At 34.9% G+C, this 16,831-nt stretch carries 9 protein-coding genes; 1 reads left to right on the forward strand and 8 read right to left on the reverse strand.

The annotated features are described in order from the left end of the window. Positions 1 to 70: 70 nt before the first annotated feature. Together BTR34_RS06415 and BTR34_RS06420 are read right to left on the reverse strand one after the other, a co-directional pair. Positions 71 to 310, reverse strand: a complete 240-nt coding sequence (locus BTR34_RS06415) for a NifU family protein (protein ID WP_068485226.1) — start codon at positions 308 to 310, stop codon at positions 71 to 73. A 2-nt stretch (positions 311 to 312) separates the two neighbouring features. Continuing rightward, the gene (locus BTR34_RS06420; RefSeq protein WP_068485227.1) at positions 313 to 1,455 is read right to left on the reverse strand and encodes an Mrp/NBP35 family ATP-binding protein; all 1,143 of its coding nucleotides are present in this window, start codon (positions 1,453 to 1,455) and stop codon (positions 313 to 315) included. A gap of 194 nt (positions 1,456 to 1,649) precedes the next feature. On the opposite strand from BTR34_RS06420, the gene BTR34_RS06425 reads away from it, so the two are divergent. Continuing rightward, positions 1,650 to 3,326 (forward strand): amidase, encoded by a 1,677-nt coding sequence (locus BTR34_RS06425; RefSeq protein WP_068485228.1) that lies wholly within the window; start codon positions 1,650 to 1,652, stop codon positions 3,324 to 3,326. A gap of 267 nt (positions 3,327 to 3,593) precedes the next feature. Here the strand turns inward: BTR34_RS06425 and BTR34_RS06430 are convergent, their stop codons facing one another. The 6 genes from BTR34_RS06430 to BTR34_RS06455 form a co-directional block, all read right to left on the reverse strand. Then, entirely contained in the window at positions 3,594 to 4,259 is a 666-nt protein-coding gene (locus tag BTR34_RS06430; protein WP_068485229.1) for an ABC transporter ATP-binding protein, read from the reverse strand. 60 nt (positions 4,260 to 4,319) lie between these two features. Then, positions 4,320 to 6,770: an ABC transporter permease gene (locus BTR34_RS06435; RefSeq protein ID WP_068485230.1), complete on the reverse strand. Its 2,451-nt coding sequence runs from the start codon at positions 6,768 to 6,770 to the stop codon at positions 4,320 to 4,322. Between the two features lie 12 nt (positions 6,771 to 6,782). Beyond that, the gene (locus tag BTR34_RS06440; protein ID WP_068485231.1) at positions 6,783 to 9,191 is read right to left on the reverse strand and encodes an FtsX-like permease family protein; all 2,409 of its coding nucleotides are present in this window, start codon (positions 9,189 to 9,191) and stop codon (positions 6,783 to 6,785) included. An 88-nt stretch (positions 9,192 to 9,279) separates the two neighbouring features. Next, positions 9,280 to 11,640 carry an ABC transporter permease gene (locus tag BTR34_RS06445; RefSeq protein ID WP_068485232.1) on the reverse strand — a complete coding sequence of 787 codons (2,361 nt, stop codon included), beginning with the start codon at positions 11,638 to 11,640 and terminating at the stop codon, positions 9,280 to 9,282. 80 nt (positions 11,641 to 11,720) lie between these two features. Next, positions 11,721 to 14,120, reverse strand: a complete 2,400-nt coding sequence (locus BTR34_RS06450) for an ABC transporter permease (RefSeq protein ID WP_068485233.1) — start codon at positions 14,118 to 14,120, stop codon at positions 11,721 to 11,723. A 261-nt stretch (positions 14,121 to 14,381) separates the two neighbouring features. Beyond that, positions 14,382 to 16,811 carry an ABC transporter permease gene (locus BTR34_RS06455; protein ID WP_068485234.1) on the reverse strand — a complete coding sequence of 810 codons (2,430 nt, stop codon included), beginning with the start codon at positions 16,809 to 16,811 and terminating at the stop codon, positions 14,382 to 14,384. Between the last annotated feature and the right edge of the window lie 20 nt (positions 16,812 to 16,831).

Raw genomic sequence — 16,831 nt, forward strand, 5'->3', positions numbered from 1 at the left:
CTGAAATTGTTTGCAATTTCCTTCAAAAATATCAATCTATCGTTTTAAATATCATGACAATTATCAGGATTTAACCTGCTATATTAATTACATTTTGAATTTGTGGAGCGTATTTTTTTATCGTCATTTCAACGCCACTTTTTAAAGTCATTTGATTGACACTACAACCTACACAGGCACCTTCTAAACGAACCGTTACCGACTCGTCTTCAATAGAAATTAAGCTGATATCACCCCCATCACTCTGTAAAAAAGGTCTAATTTCCTCTAATGCTTTTTCAACATTCAATGTTAGTTCTTCCGTAGTCATATCTATTTATTCTTAACGGCAGAACATCCTGCCATTGTTGTAATTTTTATTGCTTCAGTAGGTGGAAGTGCTTTATTTCTTCCCACAACTTCGCTTACCACTTGTTTGGTAATTTCTTGAAATGCTTCTACTACTGGTGTGCCACTTTGTAATGCAGCCGGCCTACCAACATCTCCCGCTTCACGAATACTTTGCACTAAAGGAATTCCTCCTAAGAAGGGCACATTCAAATCTTCTGCTAAATGTTTGGCACCCTCTTTCCCAAATATATAGTATTTATTCTCTGGCAATTCTTCTGGAGTAAAATAAGCCATATTCTCTATAATTCCCAATACGGGCACATTAATAGATTCTTGCTGAAACATTGCAACTCCTTTTCTAGCATCTGCAAGGGCCACCTCTTGCGGTGTGCTTACCACAACTGCCCCTGTAATTGGTAAAGCTTGCATAATACTTAAGTGAATGTCTCCTGTACCTGGAGGCAAATCGATCAGCATAAAATCTAAATCGCCCCAATGTGCATCAAAAATCATTTGATTTAATGCTTTGGAAGCCATTGGTCCTCTCCAAATAACTGCTTGATCACGCTGGGTAAAAAAACCAATAGATAACAATTGTACACCATAATTTTCAACAGGTTTCATCTTAGATTTACCTTCTACATTTACAGCTAAAGGTTTCTCATTGGCAACATCGAACATTATAGGCATTGATGGTCCATAAATATCTGCATCTAAAAGTCCTACCTTAAAACCCATATTAGCTAAGGTAACTGCTAAGTTAGCCGTTACGGTAGATTTACCCACTCCTCCTTTTCCAGAAGCTACTGCTATAATATTAGAAATACCAGGAATTGCTTTTCCTTTTATTTCGTTCACTTTTGGCTTAGCTGCAGGAGCATCTACTTTAATATTTATTTTAATTTTTGCTTTTTCGTAAACTTCCCTATGGATGATTTTTAAAATCTCTACTTCGGTCTTTTTACGAGCCTGTAAACTTGGGTTTTTAATGGTAATATCTACCTCTACCTCATCACCAAATATCTGAATATTGGTAACCGAACCACTATCAACCATATTTTGACCTTCACCAGGAACAGTAATTTGCTCCAAGGCTTTTAAAACGTCCTTTTTATCTATCTTCATTATATAAATTCATTCTAAACAACAAAGATAATCCTTAGTTATTAGATTAGAAAGCCAGTGTGTTGAAAATGAATATGTCATTATAAACAGAATCTAGTTTTATTAAAAATTGAATTCACAATTATTTATCAATTACAGATAAAAAGAAATAATCTAAAAGCTGTAAATTAGAATCTTCTTAAAAACCAATAAGCATGTACCAACCTACAAAAAGACTACCCCTACTTTTATTTTTCAGTCTCTTTACTACTTTAATAATTACATCTTGCTCCAGTTCTAAAAATGAATTTTCCAAAAAGGACGTAAAGCGATCTCAAAAATTAATAGGATTAAATTTTGATAAAAAATATATCGACACCTTATACCCTTATCTAAAACGTAATAAAGAAGGTTTCGATTCTTTGCGAAAGTATACCTTAGATAATGATGTGATACCCGCGGTTAGGTTTGACCCGTTGCCCTTAAACTTCTCTCCAAAATCCCAGGCAGGGTTCCCATTATGGGAAATTCCGACTGATGTAGCATTACCTAGCAAGAAAGCTGAGCTTGCCTTTTACTCCATACCTAAACTGGCATCTCTCATAAAAAATAAGAAAATTAGCTCGTTAGAATTAACCGAGTTCTTTATTGAACGATTAAAAAAATACAATCCCATTTTACAATGTACCATTACCATTACCGAAGAAATGGCTATAGAGCAAGCTAAAAAAATGGATGCTGAACTTGCTGCGGGCAACTACCGCGGAATTTTACATGGCATTCCATACGGAGTAAAAGATTTAATGGCAGTTGAAGGCTATAAAACTACATGGGGCGCCGAACCTTACAGAAATCAACAAATTGAAATAACCGCTACTGTCGTTCAAAAATTGCAGGATGCTGGTGGAGTTCTAGTTGCTAAATTGGTTTCTGGTTCTTTGGCTCGTGGTGATGTTTGGTTCGATGGAAAAACAAAAAATCCTTGGGATACGGAACAAGGTGCTACAGGTTCTTCAGCTGGTTCCGGTTCTGCAACCTCGGCAGGATTAGTACCTTTTGCCCTAGGGACAGAAACACTAGGCTCTATAACATCACCAAGTAACAGAAACGGCATTACAGGATTACGCCCAACGTACGGTAGAGTGAGCAGACACGGAGTAATGAGCCTAAGTTGGTCTATGGATAAAGTAGGACCTATGGCTAGAAGTGCCGAAGATTGTGCAATTGTCTATAGCATAATTACCGGTAAAGACCCAAAAGACGGCATGACTACCGACTACCCTGACGGATTTGAACCTTCTAAAGATTATAAATCGCTACGTATTGGATACCTGAAAAAGGATATTGACAAAGACACTTCGCTCAGTAAGGACAATCTTGAAAAAGCTTTAAAAACATTTAAAGAAATGGGTCTTACTTTGAACGAAGTTGAATTACCTGAAGATGTTCCCTACAGTAGTTTTGATGTAATTTTAAGAGCAGAAGCGGGTGCTTTCTTTGACGATATGGTCCGTGCAGAAGAAGTGGATAAAATGGTGGAGCAAGACCAACGTTCACGGGCAAATTCTTTACGCCAAGCACGTTTTATACCTGCAGTAGAATATCTCCAGGCCAACAGACACCGACAAGTACTTATTGAAAAAATGCAGACTATCATGAAAGATTACGATGTTCTCATCTCACCCACTTTCGGTAACAGGCAATTAATAATAACAAACCTTACTGGTCACCCAGTTATTGCCATACCAACAGGGTTAGATAAAGAAAAACACCCTACAAGTATTACCCTAGTTGGAAATATTTATGACGAAGCAAGTATTCTTTTATTGGCTAAAGCTTTTCAGGATCAAACCGAGTTTGATGAAATGCATCCTGAGGGGTATACGGATTAGTTGATGGTTGATGGTTGATGGCTGATGGTTGATGGTTGATGGTTGATGGTTGATGGTTGATGGTTGATGGTTGATGGAATATTGCATTTTTTTAGTCGGGAACTATTTGTTTTAAAAAGGTTCTCAATACACCCATATTCTATTAAAAAATTAAATAATGGGCACTCGAACTGACATTCTAATATTCCATTCGAACTCACATTCTAACTTATGAGTTCTCGACTGCGCTCGAAATGACATTCTGTAGAAATTTAAAGCGCATTAAGACTAAATCTTTCTTCCGTCTAAAAGGTTGATGATTCGTGAACCATATTCCGCATTCTTTTCGGAGTGTGTAACTTGAATAATAGTGACACCTTCTTCTTTATTTAATTTTTGAAAAAGCTGCATAATATCTTCACTTTGCTGTGAGTTTAGATTTCCAGTAGGTTCATCTGCTAGAATTAATTTTGGCTTTCCGATTAATGCCCTGGCAACACCTACCAACTGTTGCTGACCGCCGCTTAATTGTGTCGGGAACAAATCTTTTTTCCCTACAATATTAAATCTATCCAACATATCTGCAACTAAAGCTTTTCGTTCAGAACCTTTTACTTTCTTATACAACAAAGGCATTTCTAAGTTTTCCTCTACCGTTAAATCATCTAACAAATGATACGATTGAAAAACAAAACCTATATATTCCTTATATAAATTGGAACGATATTTCTCTTTTAAGGTATGAACCGATTCACTTAAGAAATCATACTCGCCTTCATCAAACGTATCTAACATTCCAATAACATTCAACAATGTAGATTTACCAGAACCAGACGGACCCATAATAGATATAAATTCGCCTTCTTGCACTTCCAGATTAATATCCTTCAACAAGAAAACACGTTGACCGCCTTGCTGTACCCATTTAAAAATATTTCTTAATTGTAATAACATCTTATTTAGTGAATTAGTTTGTTAGTGAAATAGTGTGTTAGTTGGCTGAAATCTAGATTACTATTCTGTTCTTAGGCTTTTTATAGGGTTACTATTTGCTGAATTTATTGTTTTTATCGTCATAATTAGGAGGGAAATAATTACCATAGAAACCCCGCTTAAAATAAAAATCCACCAATTAATTTCAGTTTTGTTTGCAAATTCTTGCAACCATGTTTCGAGTCCGTACCATGCTATTGGAGCGGCTATAACAAAAGCAATAAGTACTAATTTTAAAAAATCTTTTGACAAAAGAAAGTTAAGTTGAAATACGTTTGCACCTAATATTTTACGAATACCTATTTCTTTTGTTCTGCGTTCAGTTGTATGTATTACTAAACCTAGTAACCCCAAACAACTTATTAAAATGGCCAAGCCAGTTGCCCATTGCAAAAGGATAGCTGTTTTTTGCTCGCTTTCATAAAACTTTTTTACAGTATCATCCATAAAACTATACTCAAAATCGGATTCTGGATACAACTCTTTCCATATTTTTTCTACGCTTGAAATCGTGTTTGGCCAACTACTTGTATCCGTACTATTCATTTTAAAATGAATGGTTCTAAATTGTGTCCATTTTCCTGTATACGAACCACCTGTAAATGCCATAGGCGACACTCCGTATTTTAAAGAATGTTGGTTAAAATCTTCCATTACCCCAACAATTGGTAGTTTTTCATTATTTGATTTTATATGCTTCCCCACTACATCTGCCGGGTTATTGATTCCCAACACCTTTAAATACGACTTATTTACCACGTATTCCTGGATAGAGTCATTAAGAGGCATACGGCCAGCTACCAACTTTAAATTGTACAAATCAAAATAGTGGGCATTCCCATACATTAATTGCAAATCTGAATTCACTTCTTTGTCCCCGTCTACAAACAATGCGTTCATAAACATAGTTGAAAATGATGCAGGCGGATTTCCAGCTAAAACAACATCGGAAACACCCGGTAATTCTTGCATTTTACTCACAAATCTTGCTCGCTTTACAGCCGACGTATCTCGCCAAGGAGTTCGTAAATACGTAATGGCTTCTGTCTTAAAGCCCATGTCTTTTTTCATAATATAATTCAACTGCTTCCCTACCATTAGCGTAGCAATAATAAATACCTGGGCAATTACGAATTGGAATACCGTTAAATATTTTCTTAATGTACCTTTATCTGAACTAGGGGAAACTTGTTGCTTTAATACTGCTACAGGTCTATATTTAGACATTACCAAAGCGGGATAAAATCCTGATAAAATGGTTACTACTAAAAGAAGCATTAATATACCCAACAAAACCCAAGGATTCCAAAAAAGCTCAAAAGTGAGTCCTGATGGAATAAAATCAGCAAAAAAAAGGAGTAACCATTTAGAGAGAAAAAAAGAAAGCGTTGCCGCGGCCAAGGTCAATAAAAATGTTTCCCCTAAATATTGAATAATTAATTGTGACCTTGAACTCCCCAAAGTCTTTCTAATTCCAATTTCCTTAGCTCGTTTAATAGCCTGTGCAGTATTTAAATTTATGAAATTGATACAGCCCAATATCAATAAAATAGAAGCCAATAATAGCAAACTTTTTAAGGCGGATAAGGTTGTGCGGCTATCATCAAAATCGAATGTGCCGTAATCTGGATTTAAATGAATATCAGATAACGGTTGCATGCTATATGTGTTGCTTCTCCCAATGGCAATCATTTCTTCATCATCATGCTCTTTTGCAATTTGCGTGAGTGTCTCCTGAACTTTTGTTGAATTTGTTTTTTGCTCTAGTTTAATGAATAATTGAGACGCGGAGTTGGTATTGTTCCAACTTGCTTCATTCACAGCATTTGTCATATCTTGATTAGCAGCTGTTTTTAGTGAAATAAACTCTTCGAAAACAATATCCGTACGTTCATCAAAACCAGCAACGATACCTGAAATAGTTGTTGGTATGGTATCGTTATATACCACCGATTTACCTATAATTTGGTCTAACTCGTGGTTAGGAAAGTACTTTCTTGCTCTATTTTCTGATAATACTACATTGTTCGGTTCTTCTAAAGCACTATTTAAATCGCCCGCTAGCCAATCATATTTAAATGTTTTGAAATACGATGATTCTGTATAGATTACGAATTCTGGATTTTTAAACCGAACACCTGTTTCTTGATTTTCTACATGCAAAGGGTACGTTGTAAAAAAAGGAGCTACTGTTTCCAATTCTTGCATGTTTAAATCTTTGAGGGCTTGTGCCAAAGGAACTGTTACCCCAGCATTATAAAAATCCCCTTCAGGACTTTTAAAAGAAGTAGTAACCCTGTAAATTCTATCGCCATCGGGATGAAACTTATCAAAAGTAAGGTCATAAAAAACCATTGCACCTATCACAAAAGCTGCGCTAAGCCCTATAGACAATCCTAAAATGTTTATTAATGAAAACATTTTATTCTTTACTATATTTCTAAAAGCAATTTTTAAATAATTACGCAACATAACAAGATAGTTTTACTCCGTTCTTAAACTCTTAACTGGGTTTGCTCTTGCAGCTTTAATAGTTCTCGTGCCAATGGTAAGTATTGCAATTAATACTGCAATAGTACCTGCGGCAACAAAAAACCATACACTTAAATCTATTCTGTACGCATAGTTCTGCAACCATTCTCTCATTAGCCACCACGCAATGGGCGAAGCTATAAGAAAGGCTACCAAAACCAGTTTCAAGAAATCTTTAGTTAATATATAGGTAATAGATCCAACACTAGCACCCACTACTTTTCTAATGCCTATTTCTTTGGTTCGTTGAGACACAATTAATAAGGACATGGCAAAAAGTCCCATACAACTTAAAATTATAGCTAATACAGAACCACTTGAAATCATTTTGGCCGTTGTTTTTTCCCTATTAAATGTTCTGTCAATATTCTCATCTAAAAAGGAACCTAAAAATTCTGCATTGGGCTCTAATTTTTTCCAAGTTTTTTCTAGAGTTTCGAAAGAATTGGCCATATTATTTGGTGAAACCTTAGCATATGCATACGTAATTCCCCATTCTCTACTTATCAAAAATGTAATTGGCTCAATTGCTCTATCCAAATCATTGAAATTATAGTCTTTTACAACGCCAAGAACAGGAAAATATACTCCATCTTCTATCTCCAATTGTGCAGACAATACATCCTCTACACCCAATTCCTTTGCCATAGATTCATTTATTACTACCACTAAACTATCTGAAGCACTTTCAAAATTTCGTCCCAGAACCAAATCAATGCCCAACGTATGAACAAATTCATGGTCTACTACCAGAAAATTAGTAGTCACTGCGCGACCTTCAAATTCGAAACCTATTTTGCTTGATGACCTACTACCATCTATTCCCAGACCTAAATTATTATCTGCTCCACTAATTGAAATAATATCTGGATTACCTTTCAATTCAGCTCTAAGTAATTCTACCGCATCATTACTATTTCTTTTACCATTCAATGGAAAAGAAACCACCTGTTCCTTATCATATCCTAAATCTTTATTTCGCATATAATCTATTTGACCCCATAGCACCAAAGTGCCCGTAATTAAAAGAATAGCGATACCAAATTGAAAGACCATAAGAACATCTCTTACGTTATTACTCCCGGTGGATTCTAGTTTACCTTTTAAGGATTGTATGGTACCCAAACGGCTCATTAATAATGCTGGGTAACCACCAACAAAAATTGTTATAAGTATTACAATACCCAATAAACCAATTAAAAAAGATGGCTTCAAAAGTAAATCGGAATTAAGGTTTGTATTGAAAGTTGTTTTAAACTCATTTACAAACGCAAAACTCAATAAGACCCCAATACATATTGATACTAGAAAAACGAAAAGACTTTCGCTCCAAAATTGAAAAAAAAGTTGCTTTTTATGTGCGCCTAATGTTTTTCGCATGCCTATTTCTTTTAATCTTTTGGCAGATTTGGCAATGCTCATATTTATATAATTAACACAAGCAATGAATAAAATTAAAAAGGCAATACCTAATATAAGATAGGGTAAGCTTCGACTCACCTCTACAAATCCATTTTTAAAACTCGCAAAATGAACATCTACTAATGGTACCAATTCTATATTCATATATCGGCCATTGATATCTGCAGATGCTCCGTCTCTTTTTAACATACCAATAGCTTTCTCATAGTGTAAATCCATAAACGACTCACTACTTTTTTCAAAACTTACCGATGAAACGCCCTCTTGCAATTCTACATATACATCATGGTATTGGGAATCCCACTGTTCTTTATGCTTTAAATAGTCTTGATGACTCTCGAAACGGATGGCCATTTCAAATTCTAAATTGGTTTCTGGGACATTATTTTTAGCTATTGCACTAACTGTAAAGGGTTTTTCATTTCCATTTATTAAAAGATTAAATGTTCTTCCTATTACATCTACTGAGCCGAATAAATTTTTTGCCGCTTTTTCAGTTAATACAACAGAAGACAAATCGCCAATTGGTGCATTCTGGTCCCCACTGATTATTGGAAAACTAAATATGGAAAAGAAATCTTTGTCTACCCATACAATATTCATATCAATTTCCCTATCACCTTGTATTGCAATGGCTCCATTTTGTAAATACCTTGTTATACGCTTTACTCCGGGTACCTCTGTTGCCAAAGATGGCGCAAATGGAGCAGGATGAACCGTACCTGCTAGTGGCCCTTTTGGTGTTTGCTGCGTTTTTACAATCTTATAAATAGCATCTCCGTTTTCATGAAAACCATCAAACGAAAGTTGGTACATTGCTGCCATACCTAACAATATGGCAACTGCAAATGCAACAGATAACCCTATTACATTTAAACCCGTATTCAGCTTGTCTTTAACTAAGTTTCGCCAAGCTATTTTTATATAATTCTTTATCATGATTGATGTTTTTTATTTTTTGTCTTTTTGAGCATAGTCGATAACTACTAACCTCTCAATTGCGCTCAAAGGGACAGCACTATAGATTTTACTCTGTCCTTAAACTCTTCACCGGGTTTGCTTTTGCTGCTTTTATAGCTTGGAAGCTTACAGTTACAAGCGCAATTATTAGTGTTAGTACCCCAGCAATTACGAACACCCACCAAGAAATAGAAACTCTAAATGCAAAATCTTCTAACCAGTTAGACATATAGTACCAAGAAATAGGTATTGCTATTAAGATGGAAAGGCCAACAAGTTTTAGAAAGTCTTTTGATAGCAATGTTACAATTGTGCCTACTGAAGCACCTAAAACCTTACGAATACCGACTTCTTTAATTCTATTTTCTGCCATGTAACTAGCTAAACCAAATAAGCCTAAACAAGAAATCAATATGGTTAATAAAGTAAAAAGTCCTGCTAGCTTGCCTGTTATTTGTTGGTCACTAAATTTCTTAGCATACTCATCATCAACAAACTCAAAATTGAAAGGATACTCGGGATTATAGGTTTTAAAAACATTCTCGACAAGGGCCAAATTATCTGAAGTGGTATTTGCATTATTCAATTTCATGTGCATAACATTAAACCAGCCTTTTGCACCTTCTATTACTAATGGTTCTATCTTTTGAAAAGGAGAATTAAACACAAAATCTTTTACTACACCAATTACATGCCAATCTATCCCATTATCCTTTATAATTTGCCCAATTGGGTCTTTAAATCCCATTAATGCCACAGCAGATTCATTTAAAATTGCCGCCGTAGAATCTGTTGGGAATTTTTGTAGATTTAGATCGCGCCCAGCCACAAGTTCCAATCCAATAGTTTTAACAATGGCTTCATCTGAAATCATTCTTAATACAATAGTTTTATCGTTTTCATTTTTTCCTTCCCATTTAAACCCCCAAGTATTGCTCCAACTTTCTGTTATAGGAGAACTTGTTTTAGTTATAGAGGTCGCAGCTCCAGATTTTAAAAGTTCTGCTCTTATTAAACCATAGTTTTTTTCAATGTCACCCTCAAAAGAGGTGTAAATCAATTTATCCTTTGCATAACCCAATTGCCTATTCTGAACTTTGTCTAATTGTTGTTTAATTATCATAGTAGCCGTAATTAGGATTATAGCTACAGAAAACTGAATTACTACAAGTATTTTTCTTGGAGTTATTAGTGTATTACCTTTTTGAAAAGTTCCTTTTAAAACTGTCGATGCCTTAAATGCAGATAAGTATAAAGCCGGATAGCTACCTGCTAACAATCCTGTAAAGAAAACAATACCTAATGAAGAAAGCCAAAACCATTTACTAGTAAAATCTAATGAAAGATCTTTATCAACTAAATTATTAAAGAATGGCAATATTATTAGTACTGCAAAAAAAGCAAGTACCGCTGCAATTGTAGAAATTAGCATCGATTCACCTAAGAATTGATAAATCAAATATTTTTTAGGAGCTCCCAATACTTTCCTAACCCCTACTTCTTTTGCCCTTTTTTCACTTCGAGCAGTACTTAAATTCATGAAATTTATACAGGCAATTAGTAAGATAATGGCTGCTATAATTCCAAATATTCTTATTGAATCTATTCTACCACCTATTTCTTTTCCATTTTCAAATTCTGCATATAAATAGGTTCTTGAATATGGATATAATAACGTTTCCATATCTGGCGAATCTTTATCATAATTCTCACGAAGAGTCTTAATCTTTGCCGAAAACTGAGCAAAATCAACACCCTCTTTAAGTTTCACATACGTTGCTACAGAATTGTTTCCCCAATTATCGTCATCCCAGTCTTTTTGAATTAAATAATCCCACGGTACCAAAAACTCAAAAGTAAAATCTGTATTATTAGGCAAATCTTTTAAAACACCAGTAACCTTAAAGCTATCTGAATTGTCAATTTTAACAAGTTCTCCAATAGGGTCTTTTTCTCCAAAAATCTTTTCTGCCAAGGTCTCTGTTATTACTACTGAATTCACATCGCCTAAAACACTTTCAATGTTACCTTTTGCCAAAGGAAAACTGAAAATATTCAAGAAATCTGGGTCAACTATTGTACCTGTAGCTTTAATTCTTTTTTCATCTACAGAAAATAAAAAAGGAGTATCATAAAAGTATCTTGATATCCTTTCTACTTCTGGATAATCTTTTTTAATGGCTGGTGCCATTGCTTTTGGAGTAGAATTCCAAGTCCAAATTTCGCCTTCAACATCGTATTGATTGTTTACTTCATAAATACGCTCTTGATTCTCATGAAACCTATCGAATCCTAATTCAAAATTTATCCATAGAACTATTAAAGTAAAAACCGTTAAGCCCATAGAAAGACCTACAATATTTAATACCGAAAAACTTTTATTTCGAATTAAATTACGCCAAGCTACTTTTATATAATTTTTAAACATGATTTTTGTTTTTTATGTCTTCTCATACACAGTGAACACCTTGCCCGTTCTACCGCGCATAAAGGAACAATGGACATAGTTTATTCAGTCCTCAAACTCTTAACAGGATTTGCTTTTGCTGCTTTTATAGCTTGGAAGCTTACCGTCAAAATTGTTACCAACATTGCACCCACCATAGCTATCGCGAAAATCCACCATTTTAGAATTACTCTATACGGATATTCTTGTAACCATCCGTTCATAACAAAATAGGCTATGGGCACTGCTATAAAACAAGAGATAATTACCAATTTCAAAAAGTCTTTAGACAGCATGTTCCATACATTAAAAATAGAAGCTCCCAATACTTTTCTAACTCCTATCTCTTTCTTGCGCTGCTCTGCCACAAAAGAGGTTAGGCCAAATAATCCCAAACAACTAATTAGAATTGCAAGTGCCGTAAATACTCCTGAAAGGGTTCCTATACGTTCTTCCGATGCAAATTTTTCTCCATACTCTCCATCTATAAAATCATACTCAAAAGGTATATCTGGAAAATGCTCTTTAAATACGTTTTCTATAGTTGTAATGTTTTGCGTAGCACTTTGGTTGGGGTTCAATCGTAAATTGTAATAGCTGGCATTATCTTGCCTGTCATATACATAGACCCCTTGCTTTACTGGCTCGTATGGAGATTGTGTAATCATATCTTGAACCACACCAATAATCTTCAAAGGAGGATTGGGATCTTCCTCATCATCATCCCGTAATAATTGTCCAACAGGATTTTCCATTCCCAAATATTTTTTTGCCGTTTCGTTGATGAGCACTCCGAGAGAATCTGAAGCAAAATCCCTTGAAAAATCGCGGCCTTCTACAATTTTAAGATTCAACGATTTTGCATACTCCAGTGATACTTCTGTCCAAGCTAAATCTTCTTGAAATCCATCTGGTTTTCCTTCCCAAGTGAAACCACCTCTATTGGACCATATTTGGGTTGTTGGACTACTAGATGTTGACATTTCTACCACTGCACCAGACCCCAAAAATTCCGTTCGCATTAAATCATATTTACCCACAAAATCTTGACTAAATGTTGGTACCTGAATTAAACCTTCTTTATCATAACCCACCGGTCGATTCTTAGCAAAATTTATTTGCTGCATTACGATCACGGTACCAATTATAAATGCTACGGAAACCGTAAACTGAACTACAACCAATATTTTTCTTGGTAAACCTGCAAATTTCCCGGTCTTGAATGTGCCTTTTAAAACATCTACCGGCTTAAAAGATGAAAGATATAATGCTGGGTAACTGCCTGCTAGCAAAGCAGTAAATAAAATAAATACTAACGAAACCCCCCAGAAAACCCCATGATTCCAAGGAAATGTAATCTCTTTCCTAGAAAGTTCATTGAAGCCATTTAATGAAAGTAGCACTAGTAGAATAGCAACTACGAAAGCAAATAAGACAACTATAAAAGATTCGCTTAAAAACTGATAAATTAACTGTCCTCTCTGCGAACCTATTGATTTTCTTATACCTACTTCTTTACCCCGCTTCTCTGACCTAGCTGTACTTAAATTCATAAAATTTATACACGCCAACAGTAGTACAAAAGCTCCTATTACACCAAATAGCCATACATACTTAATACGGCCACCTACTTGCTCTCCATTTTCAAAACTGCCGCGTAAATACCATTCTTCCATAGGGAAAAGAAATACTTGCGGGTTAAATTGAGCTGTATTTTCATTAAGTTCTTTCTTTACATTTTTTATGGCATTATTTACTTTATCAAAAGTTACATTGTCTGCTAATTGCACGAACATTTGAAAGGAGTTGTTTCCCCATTGGTCTTCTGCATTACGTATCCACTCGTTATTTGCTAGATATTGCTCCCAAGGAATTATAAAATCAGTATCGTTAAAAGAATTATTTACAGGTATATCGCTATACACAGCACTTACGTTTAACTTATGCTCGTTACTTACCGTTACCGTTTTGCCAATTGGGTCTTCAGCACCAAACAAAGCATCTGCGGTAGATTTAGAAAGCATAATGGAATTAATTTCCCTTAACCCATCTTTTTCTCCATTTATAATGTTTAAACCAAACATCTCTGGACCCACTTGCTGCATATAATTGCCTGGTCTAGATATACTTTTTTCACCATATTTTAGATAATGGTCATTGGTCCAAGAACACATAATTAAATGCTTGAAATTGTCGCCATAACCATCGCGTAACCCTTTTTCCAATGGTCTTGGTATAGCAGGCCCTGTACCTGTTTCTCCATTAAAAGTTTGTGATTGAAAAACCTGTGCTAAGCTATCTTTATTCTTAAAATAGCTATTATAGGAAAGCTCATCTTGTATCCATAATCCTATGATTAAGGTTACTGCCATTCCTAAGGCAAGTCCGCCAACATTAATAAAGGTATATCCCTTATTCTTTAAGAGATTCCGCCAAGCTATTTTTAAATAATTTTTAAACATGATTATTCGTTTTTTGATTGATGATTAGCTTTCGCCAAAAACTAATTGATGATTGATGACCTAAAATTTAAGACCAAATCCATGCCACACTATCAAACAACTGTTTATCAGTTATTTACAATAAAACCTAATTTATGAAGTGTAAAATATTTTGACAAAAGATGTACAATATATTTACAAAGACTGTTTAAAAATCAGATTGTTACACTAACATAGTATCAACTTAAAATGAATATGTATGATTTAAGAACAGCGATATACTTATTCTGACCGTAAACTCTTCACCGGATTTACAACTGCCGATTTTAATGATTGTAGGCCTACCGTTAAAATGGTAATCATTAAGGCAAAAGCACCACTTATTAAGAAAACCCACCATTTTATCTCTATGCGATATGTGAAACCTTCTAACCACCTAGAAATAAAATAATAAGCAATTGGGGATGCTACTACAAATGCTATCAGCACTAGCTTTATAAAGTTCTTTGTCAATAATTTAACCACAGATTGCACACTGGCCCCCAATACTTTACGAACGCCTATTTCTTTTTTCTTTTGCTCGGCCACAAACGAGATAAGCCCAAATAAACCTAAACAGCTTATGAATATCGCTAAAATGGTAAATCCTACAGAGATTAATCCTAATCGTTTTTCTTCCTCATATAGTTTATCTATTTCTTTATCTACGAATCTATAATCAAATGGAATATTGTTTATTGTAGACTTCCATTGCTGCTCTATACTTTGAAGTAATTGCCCATAGTTTTCAGTATTAACTTTTATAAACAACCAATTAGGCTCAGTCTCCTTATGTAAAAACAATGGTTGAATCTCTTCTTTTAATGAAGCAAAATGATAATCTTTAACAACCCCAATAATTTTTAATTCGTCTATTTCATCTCCATAACTTTGTACCAACGTAACACTTAGAGCTTTTTCAATATCTATATTAAAAACCTTTAGCGTAGCTTCATTCACAATAATCTGGTCTACGGTATCGGCAACATTAAAATCTCTTCCTTTCAACAACTCAATACCCATTGTATTAAAATAGCCATCACTAACACCATTACGTTTAACCACCGTTTTGCTTTCCTTATTTCCGCCAGGTAAATAAAACCCGTTATCTGCCAACACTATTTCCGATGGTGCATAATTTCCGCTTGAAACACTTAAAACTCCCGGGACATTTAAAAAAGATGTTTTTAAAGATTCAAACTTGCTAGATGCATCTTCGGTTCCAATGCGCAATGCAAGAAGATTGTCTTTTTGGTAGCCCAAATCTTTTGTTTGGGCATACTTAAATTGCTGACCAATAATGATAACTGTACTAACCAAACTAATAGATACTACAAACTGGAATACCACCAATACTTTTCTAAACGTACCACTACCCGATTGCAAAATTGCGGAACTTTTTAAAGCTTTTACAGGTTTTATGGAAGAAAGAACAATAGCAGGATAAATACCAGATGCCAAGCCTGTAACCACACCTATGGAAATAAGAATAACTACAATTTGCCACTGATAAAGGTTTACATAACTTAAACTTTCTTGTGTTAAATCATTGACCAACGGCAATAATAAAAAAACAATAGGAATACTAATGAGCATGGCGAAAATGGAAAGTAGTAGTGATTCACCTAAAAACTGCCTCATTAAAGCATTCTTACCTGCACCAACTACTTTTCTAACACCAATTTCACGTGCTCTTTTACTAGCTCTTGCCGTACTTAGATTAATAAAATTTATACATGCCACCAACTGTATAAAAAAGGCCAAACTAAGTAAAAAATAGAGATATGAACTGCTTGACACACGGTCTAGCTGATTTTTTCTACTAGCGGAATATAGATGAATGTCCGTCACCTTTTTTAATTCAAGCCTCTTATTGCTCATACCGGCATCTTTTAAATCTTGTGCACCCCTATCCTCCATAAATTGGGGCATTTTATTTTGTAATCCTAAACCACTACTATTAGCTGTTAGCTTCACATAACTATACACAAAATTATTGGTAGCAAAACTTGGGAAATTTTGTACGAACGTACCCATGCCCGGGGTACCCATACTTACAATGTAATTTGGATTCAAATGCGATTTATATGCCGTTTCATCATACACACCCTTTACGGTAAGGGTTAACGCATCATCTCCACTACCCCAAATAATTGCTTCACCTAAGGGACTTTTACTCCCAAATAATTTATCGGATAAATAAGAGGACAATACAACCGCATTGGGTTCATCTAACGCAGTTTTTACATCACCCTCTAAAAACTTAAACTCAAAAACTTTAAAAAAGGTTGAGTCTGCCATATATACCCTTGGTTCGTAGTATGCATTTGTACTATTTGCAGCTCTAATTAAAGTACTGTAAAATACATCAGTCAAAACAACTCTTGTAGCCTCTTCTACCTCAGCAAAATCTTCTTTAAGTGCAAATGCAATTGGTGGTGACGAAGTTGCAGAATCAAATCCATCTTGACCATTACGCTCAATAATAGTCTCTACACGATAAATAGATTCCGCCTCATTGTGGTGCTTATCATAGCCTAACTGTGCAAACACATAAAGTAAAATAATTAAACAACTTACAGTACCAAGTGTAAGTCCTAACAGATTAATTATTGTTTGCTGCTTATTCTTCAATAAGTTCCGCCAAGCTATTTTGATATAGTTCTTTAACATATTGCTTTTTTGATTGATGA

The organism is Maribacter hydrothermalis (assembly GCF_001913155.1).
Taxonomy (GTDB): Bacteria; Bacteroidota; Bacteroidia; order Flavobacteriales; family Flavobacteriaceae; genus Maribacter; species Maribacter hydrothermalis.